This is a genomic window from Streptomyces sp. NPDC047117, assembly GCF_040643545.1.
In the GTDB taxonomy this organism is placed as follows: Bacteria; Actinomycetota; Actinomycetes; order Streptomycetales; family Streptomycetaceae; genus Streptomyces.
The window spans coordinates 33,543-52,053 of record NZ_JBEYUN010000003.1 but is presented as its reverse complement, the minus strand read 5'-3'; the positions used below and the strand labels follow the sequence as shown (position 1 = coordinate 52,053).

Genomic DNA, 18,511 nt, shown 5'->3' with positions numbered 1-18,511 from the left:
AGCACATGATGGGCAGTGCGTGTGGGTCATCGAGCAGTGCGTGTGGGTCATCCCGCGGTGTCCGACACCGGATACGGTACGAACGTGGTGCTGTTCTGGTCGATCTGCAGGGCCCGGCCGAGGGGCGGGGCCGCGCGTTGGGGGCAGTCGAGGCGTTCGCAGACGCGGCAGCCCATGCCGATGGGGGTGGCGGCCGAGGCGTTGGCGAGGTCCAGCCCCGCCGAGTAGACGAGACGGTGGGCGTGCCGGATCTCGCAGCCCAGGCCGATGGCGTAGGTCTTGCCCGGTTCGCCCCAGCCGCCGCGGTGCCGGGTGACGGCGCGCGCCGTCCAGAGGTAGCGCTGGCCGTCGGGCATCTCCGCGACCTGGACGTGGATGCGGCCGGGGGCCGCGAACGCCTCGTAGACGTTCCACAGCGGGCAGGTGCCGCCCGCCCGGGAGAAGTGGAAGCCGGTCGCGGACTGCCGCTTGGACATGTTGCCGGCCCGGTCGACGCGGACGAAGGAGAAGGGAACGCCGCGCAGTCGCGGGCGCTGGAGTGTGCTCAGGCGATGGCAGACGGTCTCGTAGCCGAGACCGTAGCGGTCGGTGAGCCGCTCGATGTCGTAGCGCACCTCCTCGGCCGCCGCGTGGAAGGCGGAGTACGGGAGGATCAGCGCGGCGGCGAAGTAGTTGGCGATGCCGATGCGGGCCAGTGCGTGAGCGGGTGAGCCGGGCGGGAAGTCCTCGGCCGCCTGCCGGTCCAGGCCCTTGTCGTACTCCAGCAGGGCCAGTTGGGTCGCGAGGCGGAAGGCGCGCTGTCCGGGGCGCAGCCGGGTCGACAGGTGCAGGGTGCGGGTGGCCTCGTCGTAGTGGTGCAGGTGGCCTGCGGTGCCGGATGCGGCGAGGCGGACACCGTGCGTGTCGGCCAGCCGCGCTGTGAGCGCGCGGACGACGTCGCCGGTCCGGATGCCGATCTCCTCGGCGAGCCGCTCGGCCGCGAGGTCGGTGTCGTGCAGGTAGTTCTGGCGGCGGTAGAAGAAGTCCCGGATCTCTTCGTGCGGTGAGTGCGGCAGCGCGCGGCCGGTGTCGCGGCCGTCGGCGGCACCGGCCAGCCGTTCGGCCAGCGCCTGATTGCGGCGCCCCAGGTCGATCAGTACCTGTGCCACCGAGGGCATGCGTGAGGCCAGGTCGGCGAGGTCGGACGGGGACACCCGGGCGTCGGCGACCTCACCGGCCAGCGCCTCGCGCAGGTCCGCCAGCAGTCGGCTCGTGTCGCGCTCGGAGAAGAAGCCCGGGTCGATGCCGAACGTCTCGGTGAGCCGCAGCAGTACCGGGACGGTGAGCGGGCGGGAGTCGTGCTCCATCTGGTTCAGGTAGCTCGGGGAGATGCTCAGTGTGCGGGCGAGTTCCGCCTGGCTCATCCGGCGTTCCTCGCGCAGTCTCCGCAGCCGCGCCCCCGCGTAGGTCTTGCTCACCAGCGCTCCTCCTCCATGTGCGGAACGGTCACAGCGTACGGGGAAAGGTGCGCAGTGGGGCCTTCGCAAGGTTGGCAAAAGGCCGCGGGAAGATTCGCAAAGGTTGGCATGGCTCCACGCTTGTTGGCACTCAGTGCCAGTGCGAGAGTCGCAGTGCGGCCCACCGGAACCGACCGGCACCGCCTACAACCGGGACCCGATTACTGCTCTGACGTCGGTAATCCCGGCACTGTTGGCAGCCCGGACCGGCAGCATTGCTCACCAGTGCCTCCCCCGGTGACGGTGGGCCGCAATGCGCTTTGTGACACGAAGTGCCACTCGTACGAGTAGAACGTACGGGATTGGCAGACACAACAGACGGCAGACACAACAGACCGCACACACGACAGACCACAGACGCAACAGACCGAGGAGACGGTGACAGTCATGGCAGAGGCGAGGACGCAGGCGGCCGAGGAGCTCGCGCGGCGCTGGGCCACCGACCCCCGGTGGCAGGGCATCGAGCGCACCTACACCGCCGAGGACGTGGTCCGGCTCGCCGGCAGTGTCCGCGAGGAGCACACGCTCGCGCGGCGCGGTGCCGAGCGGCTGTGGCGGCAGCTGCACGAGAGCGACTACATCCATGCCCTGGGCGCGCTGACGGGTGGTCAGGCCGTGCAGCAGGTAAAGGCCGGCCTCCAGGCGATCTACCTGTCCGGCTGGCAGGTCGCCGCCGACGCCAACCTGGCCGGCCAGACCTACCCCGACCAGAGCCTCTACCCGGCGAACTCGGTGCCGCAGGTGGTGCGCCGGATCAACAACGCACTGCTGCGCGCCGACCAGATCGCCACTGCCGAGAACGCCGGGGACACAACGGACTGGCTCGCCCCGATCGTCGCCGACGCGGAGGCCGGCTTCGGCGGCCCGCTGAACGCCTTCGAGCTGACCAGGGCCATGATCGCGGCGGGTGCGGCCGGCATCCACTACGAGGACCAGCTCGCCTCCGAGAAGAAGTGCGGCCACCTGGGCGGCAAGGTCCTGGTGCCCACCTCCCAGCACGTCCGTACCCTCAACGCGGCCCGGCTGGCCGCCGACCTCGCCGACGTGCCCACCGTCATCGTCGCCCGCACCGACGCGCTCGCAGCCAACCTGATCACCAGCGATGTCGACGAGCGCGACGCCGAATTCCTGACGGGCGAGCGGACCGCCGAGGGCTTCCACCTGGTCCGCAACGGCATGGCTCCCGTCATCGCCCGCGGGCTCGCCTACGCCCCGTACGCCGACCTGATCTGGGTCGAGACCGGCACCCCGGACCTGGCGCAGGCCCGTGAGTTCGCCGAGGCGATCCACGCGCGGTACCCGGACCAGATGCTGGCCTACAACTGCTCGCCGTCCTTCAACTGGAAGGCCGCGCTGGACGACGACCAGATCGCCAAGTTCCAGCGGGAGCTGGGCGCGATGGGTTACAAGTTCCAGTTCATCACGCTGGCCGGCTTCCACTCGCTCAACCACGGCATGTTCGACCTGGCCCGCGGCTACGCCGAGCACGGCATGACCGCCTACGTCGACCTCCAGGAGAAGGAGTTCGCCGCGCAGGAGCACGGCTTCACCGCCGTCAAGCACCAGCGCGAGGTCGGCACCGGCTACTTCGACCTGGTCTCCACCGCCGTCAACCCCACCTCCTCCACCACCGCGCTGGCCGGCTCCACGGAGGCGGAGCAGTTCCGCTAGGCCGCCCCTCAGAGGTCGCCGTCCGGTCCGCCCGGCCGAGCGGGGGCCGGACAACCGTCCCCGTCCGCCCCCGCTCCCTCCCTCAGGAGAACCCGATGACCACCACCGCACCGCCCAACCACCGTGTCCGCGTCCTCGCCGCGCCCGGCGACCGCCACGACGAGATCCTCACGCCCGCGGCGCTGGACTTCGTCGGCCGGCTGGCCGCGGCGTTCGGCGGACGCCGCCGGGAGCTGATGAAGGAACGCCGCCGGCAGGCGCTCCGCCTCGCCAGCGGCTCCCCGCTGGACTTCCCCTGGTCACATCTGCCGTCCGGGCCGACCCCGACTGGCGGGTCGCACCGCCCGCGCCCGGCCTGACCGACCGCCGCGTCGAGATCACCGGCCCGCCCGAGCGCCGGATGGCGGTCAACGCGCTGAAGTCGGGGGCCCGGGTGTGGATGGCCGACTTCGAGGATGCCACCTCGCCCACCTGGGAAAACATCATCGGCGGCCAGGGCGCTCTGCTCGACGCCGTCCAGCGGCGCATCGACTTCACCACCCCCGACGGCAGGGAGTACCGGCTCGCCGCCGATGACCGGCTCGCCACCCTCGTGGTCCGGCCGCGCGGCTGGCACCTGGACGAGGCGCACCTGGAGTACGACGGAGCGCCGGTGCCCGCCGCACTCGTCGACTTCGGGCTGTACTTCTTCCACTGCGCGCAGCGCCAGATCGACGCCGGCCACGGCCCGTACTTCTACCTGCCGAAGCTGGAGAACCGCCACGAGGCACGGCTGTGGAACGACATCTTCATCACGGCACAGGAACTCCTGGGCATTCCGCGTGGCACGGTCCGCGCCACCGTGCTCATCGAGACGATCACCGCCGCGTTCGAGATGGAGGAGATCCTCTACGAACTGCGCGAGCACAGCTCGGGCCTCAACGCGGGCCGCTGGGACTACCTGTTCAGCCTCATCAAGACCTTCGGTCACCGCACCGACTTCCTGCTGCCGGACCGCGCGAAGGTGACGATGACCGCTCCGTTCATGCGCGCGTACACGGAGCTGTTGGTGCGCACCTGCCACCAGCGGGGCGCCCACGCGATCGGCGGCATGGCGGCGCAGGTGCCGGGCAAGGACCCTGCCGCCCGCGAAGCGGCGCTCGCCAAGGTGCGGCTGGACAAGGAGCGCGAGGCGGAGGACGGTTTCGACGGCTCCTGGGTCGCCCACCCCGGCCTCGTGCCGGTGTGCCGCGAGGCGTACGACGGTGTGCTGGGCGACCGGCCGCACCAGATCGACCGGACGCGGGACGACGTCGAGGTGACGGCGGCGCATCTGTTGTCCGTGCGCCGGATCAGCGAACGGCCCACGGCGGAAGGCGTGCGTACCAACATCGCGGTCGCCCTCCGCTACTTCGCCGCCTGGCTGCACGGCCGGGGCGCGGTCGCCGTGGACGGCCTCATGGAGGACGCGGCCACCGCCGAGATCGCCCGCGTCCAGATCTGGCAGTGGCTGCGGCACCGGGCCCTGGACCGGGAGACGGTCCTGCGGCTGCTCGACGAGGAAGTCGAGTCGCTCGGCGCCGAGTACCCGTGGGCGCCCGTCGACGAGGTGCGGGACTTGTTCGAACGTAACGCGCTGGCACGGGAGTTGCCGCTCTTCTTCACTCCGGACGCCTACGCCGCCCACCTCGTGCGCCGCGTGGAGCAGCCATGAGCGGGGACATCCGGCGGGTCGGGATCGTCGGCGGCGGGCAGATGGGCGCGGGCATCGCGGAGGTGTGCGCGCGGGCCGGGCTGGACACGGTGGTCTGCGAGGCCGACGCCACGGCGCGCCGACCGCGTAGTGGGACTGCACTTCTTCAACCCGGTGCCGGTGCTGCCCCTGATGGAAGTCGTGACCTCCCTGCACACGGCCCCGGAGACCGTCGCCGCCGTGGAGGCCTTCGCCACCGGCACGCTCGGCAGGACGGTCATCCACGCCAAGGACCGGGCAGGCTTCGTCGTCAAGGACCGGGCAGGCTTCGTCGTCACCGCGCCGCTCGTCCCCTACCTGCTGTCCGCGGTCCACATGGCGGAGTCCGGCTTCGCCACCGCCGCCGACATCGACACCGGCATGGAACTGGGCTGCGCCCACCCCATGGGTCCGCTCAGGCTCGCGTCTGATCGGGCTCGACACCGTCGCGTCGATCGCCGAATCGCTCTACGACGAGTTCAGGGAACCCCTTTACGCCCCTCCTCCGCTGCTCCAGCGGACGGTCGAGGCGGGGCTGCTGGGCCGCAAGTCCGGCCGGGGGTTCCACGTGTACGGCCGGGACTGAGCTCCCGGCACGACCGGGCGGAGGGTGCCCGGACCACCGGGCGGAGGGGCCCGGAACGCACCGCCGGCCGAGGGAACCGGCGAGTGCGCGCAGGAAACGGGCGGGAAGTGCGCGTGCGGTGCTTCCCGCCCGCTGCCCGTGTTCAGCACCGTGACCGTGTGTCTCAGCTCACCATCCGAATGACGGACGTGATCCGCCACGGAACGGGAGCGGCCCGTAGGGTGTTCGGTGCAGCTGGTTCGCCCCGCCCGCCAGGCGGGATGCGTCGCAAGAGGGAACCCGGTGGGAATCCGGGACTGCCCCGCAGCGGTGTGTGGGAACGACCGCCGTCATACGCACTGGGCCCGAGTGGGTCTGGGAAGCGACGGCCAGTAGATGTCCTCCTCGGTGAGGACGCGCCCATGAGTCCGAAGACCTGCCATCTGCCCGCGTGCGGACGACTCGTGCGCGGCATCCCGGTGACCTCGAGGGCGGGTCGGCGTTTCTTACCAGGCGGAAGCCGCGCATTGCCGCGCGAGGCCACACCCGCCCGGTGGGTCACCCCTTCGCGTTCTCGTCCCGTTGCCGGGATCTCAGGGATTCATCTCGCGAAGGAGATCTCCGTGACAGCGAAGTCCGCAGCCGCGGCAGCACGGGCCACCGTGTACGGCTACCCGCGCCAGGGCCAGAACCGGGAACTGAAGAAGGCGATCGAGGGGTACTGGAAGGGCCGCGTCACCGCTGACGCCCTCCGCGCCACCGCCGCCGAACTGCGCCGCACCAACTGGCAGCAGCTGGCCGACGCCGGCATCGACGAGGTCCCGACCGGCGACTTCTCGTACTACGACCACGTGCTGGACACCACCGTCATGGTGGGTGCGGTGCCCGGCCGCCACCGCGACGCCGTCGCAACGGACCGCCTCGACGGCTACTTCGCGATGGCGCGCGGTACGCGGGACGTCGCACCACTGGAGATGACCAAGTGGTTCGACACCAACTACCACTACCTGGTTCCCGAGCTGGGCCCGGACACGGTGTTCTCCGCCGACTCCGCCAAGCAGGTCGGCGAGCTGAAGGAGGCCGTCGCCCTGGGGCTGACGGCCCGTCCGGTCCTGGTCGGCCCGGTCACCTACCTGCTTCTCGCCAAGCCGGCGCCCGGCGTCGCCGCCGACTTCGACCCGCTGACGCTGCTGGACCGGCTGCTTCCCGTCTACGCCGAGATCCTCGCCGATCTGCGTGCCGCCGGCGCCGAGTGGGTCCAGCTGGACGAGCCCGCCCTCGTACAGGACCGCACCCCGGCCGAACTGAACGCCGCCGAGCGTGCCTACCGCGACCTCGGCGCCCTCACCGACCGCCCGAAGCTGCTGGCCGCCACCTACTTCGACCGCCTCGGCAACGCCCTGCCGGTGCTCGCGAAGACGCCCGTCGAGGGCCTCGCCCTGGACTTCACCGAGGCGGCCGCCGCCAACCTGGACGCCCTCGCCGCCGTCGGCGGGCTGCCCGGCAAGCGGCTGGTCGCCGGTGTCGTCAACGGCGGCAACATCTGGGTCAACGACCTGGAGACGTCGCTCGCCACGCTCGGCACGCTCCTCGGCCTGGCCGACCGCGTCGACGTGTCGGCCTCCTGCTCCCTGCTGCACGTCCCCCTCGACACGGCCCCCGAGCGCGACATCGCACCGCAGATCCTGCGCTGGCTCGCCTTCGCCCGCCAGAAGACCAACGAGATCGTCACCCTCGCCAAGGGTCTCGCCCAGGGCACCGACACGATCGCGGCCGAACTCGCCGCCAACCGCGCCGACCTGGCCTCCCGCGCCGGCTCCCCCATCACCCGCGACCCGGCCGTACGCGCCCGTACCGCGGCCGTCACGGAGGCCGACGGCCGACGCTCCCAGCCGTACGCCCAACGGGCCGCGGCACAGCGCGCCCACCTCGGTCTGCCCCTGCTGCCGACCACCACCATCGGCTCCTTCCCGCAGACCGGCGAGGTGCGCACCGCCCGCGCCGACCTGCGTGCGGGCCGGATCGACACGGCCGGCTACGAGGAGCGCATCAAGGCGGAGATCCAGGAGGTGATCTCCTTCCAGGAGAAGGCCGGCCTGGATGTCCTGGTGCACGGCGAGGCCGAACGCAACGACATGGTCCAGTACTTCGCCGAGCAGCTCACCGGCTACCTCGCGACGCAGCACGGCTGGGTCCAGTCCTACGGCACCCGCTACGTCCGGCCGCCGATCCTGGCCGGTGACCTCTCCCGTCCCGAGCCCATGACGGTGCGCTGGACGGAGTACGCCAGGTCGCTGACCGACCGCCCGGTCAAGGGCATGCTCACCGGCCCGGTCACCATGCTCGCCTGGTCCTTCGTCCGCGACGACCAGCCCCTCGCCGACACCGCCCGCCAGGTCGCGCTCGCGCTGCGCGACGAGGTGACCGACCTGGAGGCGGCGGGCACCTCCGTCATCCAGGTGGACGAGCCGGCGCTGCGCGAGACCCTGCCGCTGCGCGCCGCCGACCACCCCGCCTACCTGGCGTGGGCGACCGAGGCGTTCCGCCTCACCACCAGTGGGGTGCGCCCGGACACGCAGATCCACACGCACATGTGCTACGCGGAGTTCGGCGACATCGTCCAGGCCATCGACGACCTCGACGCCGATGTCATCAGCCTGGAGGCCGCCCGCTCCCACATGCAGGTAGCGCGCGAACTGGCCTCCCACGGCTACCCGCGGGAGGCCGGGCCCGGCGTGTACGACATCCACTCCCCGCGCGTGCCCAGCGCCGAGGAGGCGGCGGAGCTGCTCCGCACCGGCCTGGAGGCGATCCCCGCCGAGCGGCTGTGGGTCAACCCCGACTGCGGCCTGAAGACCCGCGGCTGGTCCGAGACCCGCGCCTCGCTGGAGAACCTGGTCGCCGCGGCCCGCACGGTCCGCGGCGAGCTGCCCGCGCACTGATTCCGGTGAACCGCTGAGGTGTCCTCCCGGACGGACGTACTTCGGTACGCCCGTCCGGGAGGCCTGAGGATGCGTCAGCGGTGGCGGAACTCCGGTGGCCGTTTGTCGGCGAAGGCGCTCATGCCCTCCTTCTGGTCGGCGGTGGCGAACACCGCGTGGAAGAGGCGGCGTTCGAAGCGGACGCCCTCGGCGAGCGTCGTCTCGAAGGCCCGGCCGACCGCCTCCTTCGCCATCATCGCCACCGGCAGCGACATGCCGGCGACGGTCTCGGCGACCGCGAGGGCCTCGCCGAGCAGGTCGGCGGCGGGCACGACTCGGGAGACGAGCCCGGCGCGCTCGGCCTCGGCCGCGTCCATGGTCCGCCCGGTCAGGCACATCTCCATGGCCTTGGCCTTGCCGACCGCCCGGGTCAGCCGCTGGGAGCCGCCGATGCCCGGAATCACACCGAGCTTGATCTCCGGCTGCCCGAAGACGGCGGTGTCGGCGGCGAGCAGGATGTCGCAGAGCATGGCCAGCTCGCACCCGCCGCCGAGCGCGTAGCCGGAGACGGCCGCGACGGTCGGTGTGCGCAGCTGTCCGAGCCGGTCCCAGGCGGCGAACCAGTCGGCGAGATACATGTCCATGTAGTCGTGGGGCCGCATCTCCTTGATGTCGGCGCCGGCCGCGAACGCCTTCTCGGAGCCGGTGATCACCACGCAGCCGCAGTCCGGGTCGCGGTCGAGGGTTTCGGTGGCGGCCACGACCTCGTTCATGACCTGGAGGTTCAGCGCGTTGAGGGCCTTCGGCCGGTTGAGGGTGAGCAGGGCGGTACGGCCCTTGCGTTCGACGCGGATCGTCTCGTGCTCCGCGGGCGGGTGCGTGGTCACGGCTGCCCTCCGTCGTGTTCCCTTATCGTGCGGACGATGCCGGAGAAATCCTCCGTAGTTCCGGCGCGCTCGGCGTAGGAGGCGTACAACTCCGCTGCACGCAGCCCAAGTTCGGCGTTGACGCCACCCGCTCGTACCGCGTTGGCGGCCAGGCCGAGGTCCTTGGCCATCAGGGCGGCGGCGAAGCCGGGGCGGTAGTCCCGGTTGGCCGGGCTCGTCGGTACGGGTCCGGGGACCGGGCAGTTGACGCTGAGCGCCCAGCACTGCCCCGACGCCGTCGACGCCACGTCGTACAGGGCCTGGTGGGAGAGGCCGAGCCGCTCGCCCAGGACGAATGCCTCGCTCACGGCGATCATGGAGACGCCGAGAATCATGTTGTTGCAGATCTTGGCGGCCTGACCGGCGCCCGCGTCACCGCAGTGGACGGCCTTCTTGCCCATGGCCTCCAGCAGCGGACGCGCCTCGGCGAATTCCTCTTCTCCCCCACCGGCCATGAAGGTCAGCGTGGCGGCCTCGGCGCCGACCACACCGCCGGACACCGGGGCGTCCAGGGCCCGCATGCCGGATGCCGCGGCCCGCTGGTGGGCCGTGCGGGCGTCGGCGACGTCGATGGTCGAACAGTCGACGAAGAGGGTGCCGGGACGGGCGGCGGTGAGGATGCCGTCGTAGAGGCCGAGGACGTGTCGGCCGGCGGGCAGCATCGTGAGGACCACGTCCGCCGCCGTGACCGCCTCGGCCGCGGACTCCGCCCGTACCACTCCTGCCGCCACGGCTCTGTCCAGGGCGGCGGCGTCCAGGTCGTGCCCGAGCACCCGGTGGCCGGACTTCACGAGATGGGCCGCCATCGGGCCACCCATGTGGCCGAGCCCGACGAACGCGACGGTCCTGCTCACCGGGTCACCCCCCGTGTGGTTCACCAAATCACCTCCGTCGTGGCGCCGTCTCCTGCGGCGAGTCCGAGTTCGCGCGCGCCGAGAGGGGCAAAGAAACGCGCGACGTCGGCGTCGGCAACCTCGGCGAGGGTGGCCGGTGACCAGCGCGGATTCCGGTCCTTGTCGATGACCTGGGCACGGATGCCCTCGACCAGGTCGGGGGTGGTCAGTGCCGCGCAGGAGACCCGGTACTCCTGGTCGAGAACGCGCTCCAGCGGGCCGAGCCGGCGGGCCCTGCGCAGCGCCGCGAGAGTAACCTTCAGGGCGGTGGGCGACCTGGCGATGAGGGTTTCGGCGGCTTCCTTCGCGGCCGGGTCGCCGTGGTCGAGCAGCCGTCCGACGATCTCCTCGACCGTGTCGGCGGCGTAGCAGGTGTCGATCCACTCCCGCCGCTCGGCCAGTTCCCCCTGTGGCGGGGTGTGCACGTGGCGGCTCAGCGCCTCCCGTACGGGCAGGCGGGACAGGTCGTCGACGAGCTGTCCGAGGGCGGCGGACGGTACGTAGTGGTCGGCTAGTCCGCACAGCAGGGCGTCCCCGGCGCCGGCCGGTGTGCCCGTCAGGGCGAGGTGGGTGCCCAGTTCGCCGGGGGCCAGGGCGAGCAGATAGGTACCGCCGACGTCCGGTACGAAGCCGATGCCGGTCTCGGGCATGGCGATCCGGGACCGTTCGGTGACGAGGCGGACGCTGCCGTGTGCGGAGATGCCGACACCGCCGCCCATGACGATGCCGTCCATGACGGCGACGTACGGCTTGGGGTAGCGGGCGATGCGGGCGTTGAGGCGGTATTCGTCGCGCCAGAACGCGGCGGAGGCGCTGCCGTCGCCGTTGCGTGCGTCGTCGTGGATCGCGCGGATGTCGCCGCCCGCGCACAGGCCTCGCTCCCCCGCGCCGGTTACCACCACCGTCTCGACGGTCGGATCGTCCTCCCAAGTGGTGAGCGCCCGGTCGATGCGGCGGACCATGGTGTGGGTCAGGGCGTTGAGGGTCTTGGGGCGGTTGAGGGTGAGGTGGGCGGCCCGGCCGGAGGTGCGCAGCAGGACGGGTTCTTCGATGCCGGTGGTGCCGGTCGCGTCGGTCATCCGAACGCCTCCGTCAGGCCGCGGGCCACAATGACGCGCATGATCTCGTTGGTTCCTTCCAGGATCTGGTGGACCCGCAGGTCTCGGACGATCTTCTCAATGCCGTACTCGCTGAGGTACCCGTAACCGCCGTGCAGCTGCAGCGCCCGGTCCGCAACGGAGTAGCCGATGTCGGTGGCGAACCTCTTCGCCATCGCGCACAGGTACGGGGCCTGTGGGTCACCGCGGTCCAGCGCCTGGGCGGCCTGCTGGACGAGGGCGCGCGCCGCGGTGAGCTCGGTCGCCATGTCGGCGAGGCGGAAGCGCAGCGCCGGTGCGTCGAGGAGCCGCTGCCCGAACGCCTCGCGGTCGGCGAGGTGGGCGAGGGCGGCGTTGAGGGCGCTGCGGGCGCCGCCGAGGGAGCAGGCGGCGATGCCCAGGCGCCCGCCGTTGAGGCCGTTCATGGCGATGCGGAAGCCCTGGCCCTCGCCGCCCAGGAGGCGGTCGGCGGGCAGCCGGACGGCGTCCAGGACGACCTGGCGGGTGGGCTGGGCGTTCCAGCCCATCTTCCGCTCGTTGGGGCCGAAGGAGACGCCGGGGTCGTCCTTGTCGACGACGAACGCGGAGACCCCGTCGGCACCGTCGCCGCCGGTGCGGGCCATCACCACGTACAGCTGGGCGGCGCCTGCCCCCGAGATGAACTGTTTGACCCCGCTGAGCAGCCAGCTTTCCCCGTCCCGCACGGCCCGGGTGGTGAGGGCCGCGGCGTCCGAGCCGGCGCCCGGTTCGGTCAGGCAGTAGCCGGCCAGGTCGTCCATGGCGCAGAGGCGCGGCAGCCATCGCTCGCGCTGCGCGGCGTCACCGTAGTGGTCGATCATCCAGGCGACCATGTTGTGGATGGACAGGTAACCGGCGACGGACGGGCAGCCGGAGGCCAGGGCTTCGAAGACGAGGACGCCGTCGGCGCGGCTGAGGCCGGAGCCGCCGGACCGCTCGCGGACGTAGACACCGCCGAGGCCGAGCCCGGCGGCCTTGCGGAGGACATCGACGGGGAAGTGCTTGTCGCGGTCCCATTCGAGGGCGTGCGGGGCGAGGTGGTCCTGGGTGAAGTCGAGGGTGGTCTCGACGAGGGCCTGCTGGTCCTCGGTGAGCAGAGTGCTGGTCATGGCGGGTCAGCCCATCGTCGGGATCGTGAAGCCGGCGCCTTCCCGGAGGCCGGCGGGCCAGCGCGAGGTGACCGTCTTGGTACGGGTGTAGAAGCGGATGGCGTCGGGGCCGTGCTGGTTGAGGTCGCCGAAGCCGGACCGCTTCCAGCCGCCGAAGGTGTGGTACGCGACGGGCACCGGGATGGGTACATTGACGCCGACCATGCCGGTGTCGACGCGCCGGGTGAAGTCGCGCGCTGTGTCGCCGTCGCGGGTGAAGATGACCACGCCGTTGCCGTACTCGTGCTCGCTGGGCAGGCGCAGGGCCTCCTCGTAGTCGGCGGCGCGGACGACGGTCAGGACGGGGCCGAAGATCTCCTCCTGGTAGATGCGCATGGCAGGGGTGACCCGGTCGAACAGGGAAGCCCCGGCGAAGAAGCCGTTCTCGTGCCCGGGGAGGGTGAAGTCCCGCCCATCCACTACCAGTTCGGCGCCTTCCTCGACACCGAGATCGACGTACGAACGGACCCGGTCGACGGCGTCCCTGCCGACGAGCGGTCCGAAGTCGGAGTCGGGGTCGTCGCTGCGGCCGATGCGGAGCCCGGCGATGCGTTCCTTGAGGCGGGCGACCAATGCGTCGGCGGTCTCCTCCCCCACGGGGACGGCGACGGAGATGGCCATGCAGCGCTCACCGGCGGAGCCGTATCCGGCGCCGATCAGTGCGTCCACGGCATGGTCGAGGTCGGCGTCCGGCATCACGATCAGGTGGTTCTTGGCGCCGCCGAAGCACTGGGCGCGCTTCCCGTGGGCGGCGGCGGTGGCATAGACGTGCGCGGCGACGGGTGTGGAGCCGACGAAGCCGAGGGCGGCGACGCGGGGGTCTTCGAGGAGGGTGTCGACGGTTTCCCGGCCGCCGTTGACGACGTTGAGGACGCCGGGTGGCAGGCCGGCCTCCAGGAAGAGTTCGGCGAGGCGCAGCGGGACGGAGGGATCCCGCTCGGAAGGCTTGAGGATGAAGGCGTTGCCGCAGGCCAGGGCCGGTGCGGCCTTCCAGAGAGGAATCATCGCCGGGAAGTTGAAGGGGGTGATGCCGGCGACCACTCCGAGGGGCGCGCGGAGCGAGTGGACGTCGATGCCGGTGCCGGCGTTGTCGGTGAATTCGCCCTTCGCCAGGTGGGGAATGCCTGCCGCGAACTCCACCACCTCCAGACCACGTTGAATGTCACCGTGGGCGTCGGCGACCGTCTTGCCGTGTTCGGAGGACAGCAGCCTGGCCAGCTCGTCCTTCTCCTGCTCGACCAGTTGGAGGAACCGCATGAGGACACGGGCGCGGCGCTGGGGGTTCCAGTCGCCCCACTCCCGCTGTGCCAGTGCGGCATCGGCGATCGCCGCTTCGGTCTCGGTCCTGCTCGCGAGGGGCACACGGGCCTGGACCTCGCCGGTGTTGGCGTCGTACACGTCGCCGTAGGACCCCGAGGTTCCCGGGGTGTGCTTGCCGCCGACGTAGTGGGTCAGCTCGCGCACGGAGGCGCGGTCGGTTGCGCGGATCATGGGTGCCTGCTCTCGTCAGGTGATCCGGGATGGCGCGCGGTGCCGTCGCACACGGACGCGGTGACGTACGTGTGCGGGGGCGCGCGAGATCGCGTATGGCGGAGGGACCGTCAGGCCGTGGCGGCCGCGTGCGGTGGGGTTCCTCGGTGAATCACGGTCGGCCGGGTGGGACCGCCGGTATCGTGAACGCGCACCGATGCCATGCGTGTCAGCTCCATCCTCGTGGACAACACGGAACATCCCGCGGCCGGTATCCTGACTCCCGGATCAGCGTGCGCCGTCCGCCTTCCCGACGTCTCTCGTCAGTGGCGTGCTGCTCGGCGGCGTACTCCCCGGTCACAGTGGCGGGACCGCGCCGGAATCGCACCGGCTTCCCTGCACCGCGGGCCTTGACGGCGACTATATAGTTGGACGTCCTAGTAATTCCACCCCCGCCGGCCCATCCGCCGCTTCTCAACGGGGGCCCGGTCCCCTACCCCGGCAGGGCGGCGGTTCATGCCACCCAGCGGAAGAGAACAAGGTCACAACCATGCCCTCTGCCGCTCCATTGTTAACGTGGCCTAACATCCGAGCATGACGGTCCTGCCTGACGACGGGCTTTCCCTGGCGGCCGAGTTCCCTGACGCGACACATGAGCAGTGGCAGCACCTGGTAGCGGGTGTGCTGCGCAAGTCGGGCAAGGAAGTCTCTGGCGCCGAGGCGGAGTACGCCCTGTCCACCGCGCTGGAGGACGGGCTTCGCACCCGTCCCCTCTACACCGCGCGCGACCACGCGCCCGACTCCGGCCTGCCCGGCTTCGCGCCCTTCGTGCGCGGCGGCCGGGCCGAGGGCAACACGGCCGGCGGCTGGGACGTACGCCAGCGCCACACGGTCGCGGACGGCGACGCCGTCCTGGCCGACCTGGAAAACGGCGTCACCTCCCTGTGGCTGGCCGTCGGCGGGTCCGGCATTCCCGTCGCCTCGTTGGGCCGCGCCCTCGACGGCGTGTACCTCGACCTGGCTCCCGTCGTCCTGGACGCGGGCGACGAGGTCGCACCGGCCGCGCGGGAGCTGCTGCGGCTGTACGAGGAGCGTGGCGTCGCCTCCGACGCCGCTCGCGGCAACCTGGGCGGCGACCCGCTGGGCCACGAGGCCCGCACCGGACGCTCGTACGACATCGCCCCCGTGACCGAACTGGCCCGCTCGTGCGCCGCGCGGTACCCCGGGATACGGGCGCTGACCGTGGACGCCCTGCCGTACCACGAGGCAGGCGGATCCGCGGCCCAGGAATTGGGCTGCTCCCTGGCGACGGGCGTCGCCTACCTCCGCGAGCTGACCGACGCCGGACTGAGCACCGAAGAGGCGTGCGCGCAGCTGGAGTTCCGGTACGCCGCGACCGCCGACCAGTTCCTGACCGTCGCCAAGCTGCGCGCGGCACGCCGGCTGTGGGCCCGGGTGGCCGAGGCGTGCGGAGCACCACAGGCGGGCGCGCAGCTCCAGCACGTGGTGACCTCGCCGGTGATGATGACGCGCCGCGACCCGTGGGTGAACATGCTGCGCGCCACGGTGGCCACACTGGCCGCAGGGGTGGCGGGCGCCGACGCCGTGACCGTACTGCCCTTCGACCACGCGCTCGGGCTGCCGGACGCGTTCGCGCGCCGTATCGCCCGCAACACCTCCACCATCCTCATCGAGGAATCGCACCTTGCCCGGGTGATCGACCCGGCGGGCGGCTCCTGGTACGTGGAACGGCTCACGGACGAGCTCGCGCACGCGGCCTGGGACTTCTTCCAGGAGATCGAGCGGTCCGGCGGGCAGGCGGCGGCACTGCGCTCCGGCATGGTCGGCGAGCGGCTGGCCGAGTCCTGGTCACAGCGGTCCGCCAAGCTCGCCGCGCGACGCGAACCCCTCACCGGGGTCAGCGAGTTCCCGCACCTGGCGGAGAAGCCGGTCGTCCGCGAACCCGCGCCCGAGCCGCCGACCGGGGGCCTGCCCCGGGTACGGCGGGACGAGGCGTACGAGGCGCTGCGGGCCCGCTCCGACGCCCACCTCGCCGCCACCGGCACACGGCCCCGCGTCTTCCTCGCCGCGCTCGGCCCGGCCGCAGCGCACACCGCCCGGCTCACCTTCGCCGCCAACCTCTTCCAGGCGGGCGGCATCGAGCCCGTCACCGAAGGCACCTTCGAGGAGAGCGGAGCCCGGGAAGTGTGCCTGTGCTCCAGCGACACGCTGTACGAGGAGCAGGCCGAGGCCGCCGCACAGTCGCTCCGGGAAGCGGGCGCACAGCACGTGTTCCTCGCCGGCCGCCCCGGCACGTACGCGGGCATCGACACCTACGTGTCCGCCGGCGGCGACGCCGTTGCCGTGCTCTCCGCCACGCTCGACCGCATGGGAGTGTCCTGATGTCCATCCCCGACTTCTCCGCGATCGACCTGGGGACACCCACCACCGGCAGCGCGGCCACCGACGAATGGCGCGCGGCCTTCAAGAAGGCCGCCGACGGCGACGACCGGCTCTGGGAAACGCCGGAAGGCATCCCGGTGAAGCCGCTCTACACCGGGCAGGACCTGGAGGGCCTGGACTTCCTGGCCACCTTCCCCGGCACCGCGCCGTACCTGCGCGGCCCGTACCCGACGATGTACGTCAACCAGCCCTGGACCATCCGCCAGTACGCGGGTTTCTCCACGGCCGAGGAGTCCAACGCCTTCTACCGGCGGAACCTGGCGGCCGGTCAGAAGGGCCTGTCGGTCGCCTTCGACCTGCCCACACACCGCGGCTACGACAGCGACCACCCGCGGGTGACCGGTGACGTCGGCATGGCGGGCGTGGCCATCGACTCCATCTACGACATGCGCCAGCTCTTCGACGGCATCCCGCTGGACAAGATGACGGTGTCGATGACGATGAACGGTGCGGTGCTGCCGGTCCTCGCGCTGTACATCGTCGCCGCCGAGGAGCAGGGCGTACCGCCGGAGAAGCTGGCGGGGACCATTCAGAACGACATCCTCAAGGAGTTCATGGTTCGCAACACCTACATCTATCCGCCCAAGCCCTCGATGCGGATCATCTCCGACATCTTCGCGTACACCTCGCAGCGGATGCCCCGCTACAACTCCATCTCCATCTCCGGCTACCACATCCAGGAGGCCGGCGCGACGGCCGACCTGGAGCTGGCCTACACCCTCGCCGACGGCGTGGAGTACATCCGGGCCGGCCGGGAGGCGGGCCTGGACGTGGACGCCTTCGCCCCCCGGCTCTCCTTCTTCTGGGCGATCGGCATGAACTTCTTCATGGAGATCGCCAAGCTGCGCGCGGCCCGCCTGCTGTGGGCCAAGCTGGTCAAGCAGTTCGACCCGAAGAACACCAAGTCCCTCTCGCTGCGCACCCACTCCCAGACCTCCGGCTGGTCGCTCACCGCCCAGGACGTCTTCAACAACGTCACGCGCACCTGCGTGGAGGCCATGGCCGCCACCCAGGGCCATACCCAGTCGCTGCACACCAACGCGCTCGACGAGGCGCTCGCGCTGCCCACCGACTTCTCGGCCCGCATCGCCCGCAACACTCAGCTGCTGATCCAGCAGGAGTCCGGTACGACGCGTGTGATCGACCCGTGGGGCGGCAGCGCGTACGTCGAGAAGCTGACGTACGACCTGGCGCGCCGCGCCTGGCAGCACATCCAGGAGGTCGAGCAGGCGGGCGGCATGGCGCAGGCCATCGACGCGGGCATCCCCAAGCTGCGCGTCGAGGAGGCCGCGGCCCGCACCCAGGCCCGCATCGACTCCGGCCGCCAGCCGGTGATCGGTGTGAACAAGTACCGCGTCGACAGCGACGAGGAGATCGAGGTCCTCAAGGTCGACAACTCCTCGGTACGCACCCAGCAGATCGAGAAGCTGCGGCGGCTGCGCGCGGAGCGCGACGAGCGGGCCTGCCAGGACGCACTGGACGCACTCACCCGTGCCGCCGGCGGTGAGGGCAACCTGCTGGAACTCGCGGTGAACGCGGCCCGCGCGAAGGCGACCGTCGGCGAGATCAGTGACGCCCTGGAGAAGGTGTACGGACGGCACGCGGGCCAGATCCGTACGATCTCCGGTGTGTACCGCAACGAAGCAGGCGAGTCCCCGAACGTGGAGCGCACCCGGGCCCTGGTGGACACCTTCGCCGACGACGAGGGCCGCCGGCCGCGCATCCTGGTGGCCAAGATGGGCCAGGACGGCCACGACCGCGGCCAGAAGGTCATCGCCACGGCCTTCGCCGACCTCGGCTTCGACGTGGACGTCGGCCCGCTGTTCCAGACTCCGGCCGAGGTGGCCCGCCAGGCCGTCGAGGCGGACGTGCACATCGTCGGGGTGTCCTCCCTGGCCGCAGGCCACCTCACCCTCGTTCCCGCGCTCCGCGAAGCGCTCGCCGAGGAGGGCCGCGACGACATCATGATCGTCGTCGGCGGAGTGATCCCGCCGCAGGACGTGTCGACGCTGCTGGAGATGGGAGCGGCGGCGGTGTTCCCGCCCGGCACGGTGATTCCCGACGCGGCGTACGACCTGGTGACACGGCTCGCGGCCGCCCTCGGCCACGGCGATCTGTGAGCCGGTGAGTCC

10 protein-coding genes, 2 pseudogenes and 2 riboswitches are annotated in these 18,511 nt (G+C 71.4%); of the genes and pseudogenes, 6 read left to right on the top strand and 6 right to left on the bottom strand.

Translation table 11 applies throughout. The annotated features are described in order from the left end of the window. Positions 1-47: 47 nt before the first annotated feature. The gene (locus tag ABZ840_RS06180) at positions 48-1,457 is read right to left on the bottom strand and encodes a short-chain fatty acyl-CoA regulator family protein (protein ID WP_361554095.1); all 1,410 of its coding nucleotides are present in this window, start codon (positions 1,455-1,457) and stop codon (positions 48-50) included. A gap of 426 nt (positions 1,458-1,883) precedes the next feature. Here ABZ840_RS06180 and aceA point away from each other — a divergent pair, with 426 nt between their 5' ends. From aceA to metE, 4 genes and pseudogenes are all read left to right on the top strand, one after another. Next, on the top strand, positions 1,884-3,167 hold the full coding sequence (gene aceA, locus ABZ840_RS06175) for an isocitrate lyase (RefSeq protein WP_361554092.1): 1,284 nt from the start codon (positions 1,884-1,886) through the stop codon (positions 3,165-3,167). A 95-nt stretch (positions 3,168-3,262) separates the two neighbouring features. Continuing rightward, positions 3,263-4,860 (top strand): annotated as a pseudogene (aceB, locus tag ABZ840_RS06170) (malate synthase A). Then, positions 4,857-5,464, top strand: a pseudogene (locus tag ABZ840_RS06165) (3-hydroxyacyl-CoA dehydrogenase family protein). The pseudogenes aceB and ABZ840_RS06165 overlap by 4 nt, the downstream one beginning before the upstream one ends. A gap of 218 nt (positions 5,465-5,682) precedes the next feature. After that, positions 5,683-5,902, top strand: a riboswitch (cobalamin riboswitch). A 164-nt stretch (positions 5,903-6,066) separates the two neighbouring features. Next, positions 6,067-8,385 (top strand): 5-methyltetrahydropteroyltriglutamate--homocysteine S-methyltransferase, encoded by a 2,319-nt coding sequence (gene metE / locus ABZ840_RS06160; RefSeq protein ID WP_361554089.1) that lies wholly within the window; start codon positions 6,067-6,069, stop codon positions 8,383-8,385. A gap of 74 nt (positions 8,386-8,459) precedes the next feature. Here metE and ABZ840_RS06155 read toward each other — a convergent pair whose 3' ends face one another. From ABZ840_RS06155 to ABZ840_RS06135, 5 genes are read right to left on the bottom strand one after another with little or no spacing between them, the layout of a single operon-like run. Next, a complete protein-coding gene (locus ABZ840_RS06155; protein ID WP_361554086.1) occupies positions 8,460-9,251 on the bottom strand; it encodes an enoyl-CoA hydratase in 792 nt (263 codons plus the stop codon). Continuing rightward, positions 9,248-10,144 carry a 3-hydroxyisobutyrate dehydrogenase gene (mmsB, locus tag ABZ840_RS06150; RefSeq protein ID WP_361554083.1) on the bottom strand — a complete coding sequence of 299 codons (897 nt, stop codon included), beginning with the start codon at positions 10,142-10,144 and terminating at the stop codon, positions 9,248-9,250. Before mmsB ends, ABZ840_RS06155 begins: the two co-directional genes overlap by 4 nt. 20 nt (positions 10,145-10,164) lie before the next feature. Then, positions 10,165-11,262 (bottom strand): enoyl-CoA hydratase/isomerase family protein, encoded by a 1,098-nt coding sequence (locus tag ABZ840_RS06145; protein ID WP_361554080.1) that lies wholly within the window; start codon positions 11,260-11,262, stop codon positions 10,165-10,167. After that, positions 11,259-12,407 carry an acyl-CoA dehydrogenase family protein gene (locus ABZ840_RS06140; protein ID WP_361554077.1) on the bottom strand — a complete coding sequence of 383 codons (1,149 nt, stop codon included), beginning with the start codon at positions 12,405-12,407 and terminating at the stop codon, positions 11,259-11,261. The genes ABZ840_RS06145 and ABZ840_RS06140 overlap by 4 nt, the downstream gene beginning before the upstream one ends. Before the next feature lie 6 nt (positions 12,408-12,413). Further along, positions 12,414-13,937 carry a CoA-acylating methylmalonate-semialdehyde dehydrogenase gene (locus ABZ840_RS06135; RefSeq protein WP_361554074.1) on the bottom strand — a complete coding sequence of 508 codons (1,524 nt, stop codon included), beginning with the start codon at positions 13,935-13,937 and terminating at the stop codon, positions 12,414-12,416. Between the two features lie 227 nt (positions 13,938-14,164). Next, a riboswitch (cobalamin riboswitch) is annotated at positions 14,165-14,344 on the bottom strand. A gap of 166 nt (positions 14,345-14,510) precedes the next feature. Here ABZ840_RS06135 and ABZ840_RS06130 point away from each other — a divergent pair. Both ABZ840_RS06130 and scpA read left to right on the top strand, forming a co-directional pair. Beyond that, a complete protein-coding gene (locus tag ABZ840_RS06130) occupies positions 14,511-16,319 on the top strand; it encodes a methylmalonyl-CoA mutase family protein (RefSeq protein ID WP_361554071.1) in 1,809 nt (602 codons plus the stop codon). Next, positions 16,319-18,499: a methylmalonyl-CoA mutase gene (scpA, locus tag ABZ840_RS06125; RefSeq protein WP_361554068.1), complete on the top strand. Its 2,181-nt coding sequence runs from the start codon at positions 16,319-16,321 to the stop codon at positions 18,497-18,499. Before ABZ840_RS06130 ends, scpA begins: the two co-directional genes overlap by 1 nt. Positions 18,500-18,511: the final 12 nt, after the last annotated feature.

Bases quoted from the DNA above. Each gene is read 5' to 3' on its own strand.
- aceA (WP_361554092.1), top strand. From the start codon at position 1,884: ATGGCAGAGGCGAGGACGCAGGCGGCCGAGGAGCTCGCGCGGCGCTGG.
- ABZ840_RS06130 (WP_361554071.1), top strand. From the start codon at position 14,511: ATGACGGTCCTGCCTGACGACGGGCTTTCCCTGGCGGCCGAGTTCCCT.
- ABZ840_RS06140 (WP_361554077.1), bottom strand. From the start codon at position 12,407: ATGACCAGCACTCTGCTCACCGAGGACCAGCAGGCCCTCGTCGAGACC.
- ABZ840_RS06135 (WP_361554074.1), bottom strand. From the start codon at position 13,937: ATGATCCGCGCAACCGACCGCGCCTCCGTGCGCGAGCTGACCCACTAC.
- scpA (WP_361554068.1), top strand. From the start codon at position 16,319: ATGTCCATCCCCGACTTCTCCGCGATCGACCTGGGGACACCCACCACC.
- ABZ840_RS06145 (WP_361554080.1), bottom strand. From the start codon at position 11,262: ATGACCGACGCGACCGGCACCACCGGCATCGAAGAACCCGTCCTGCTG.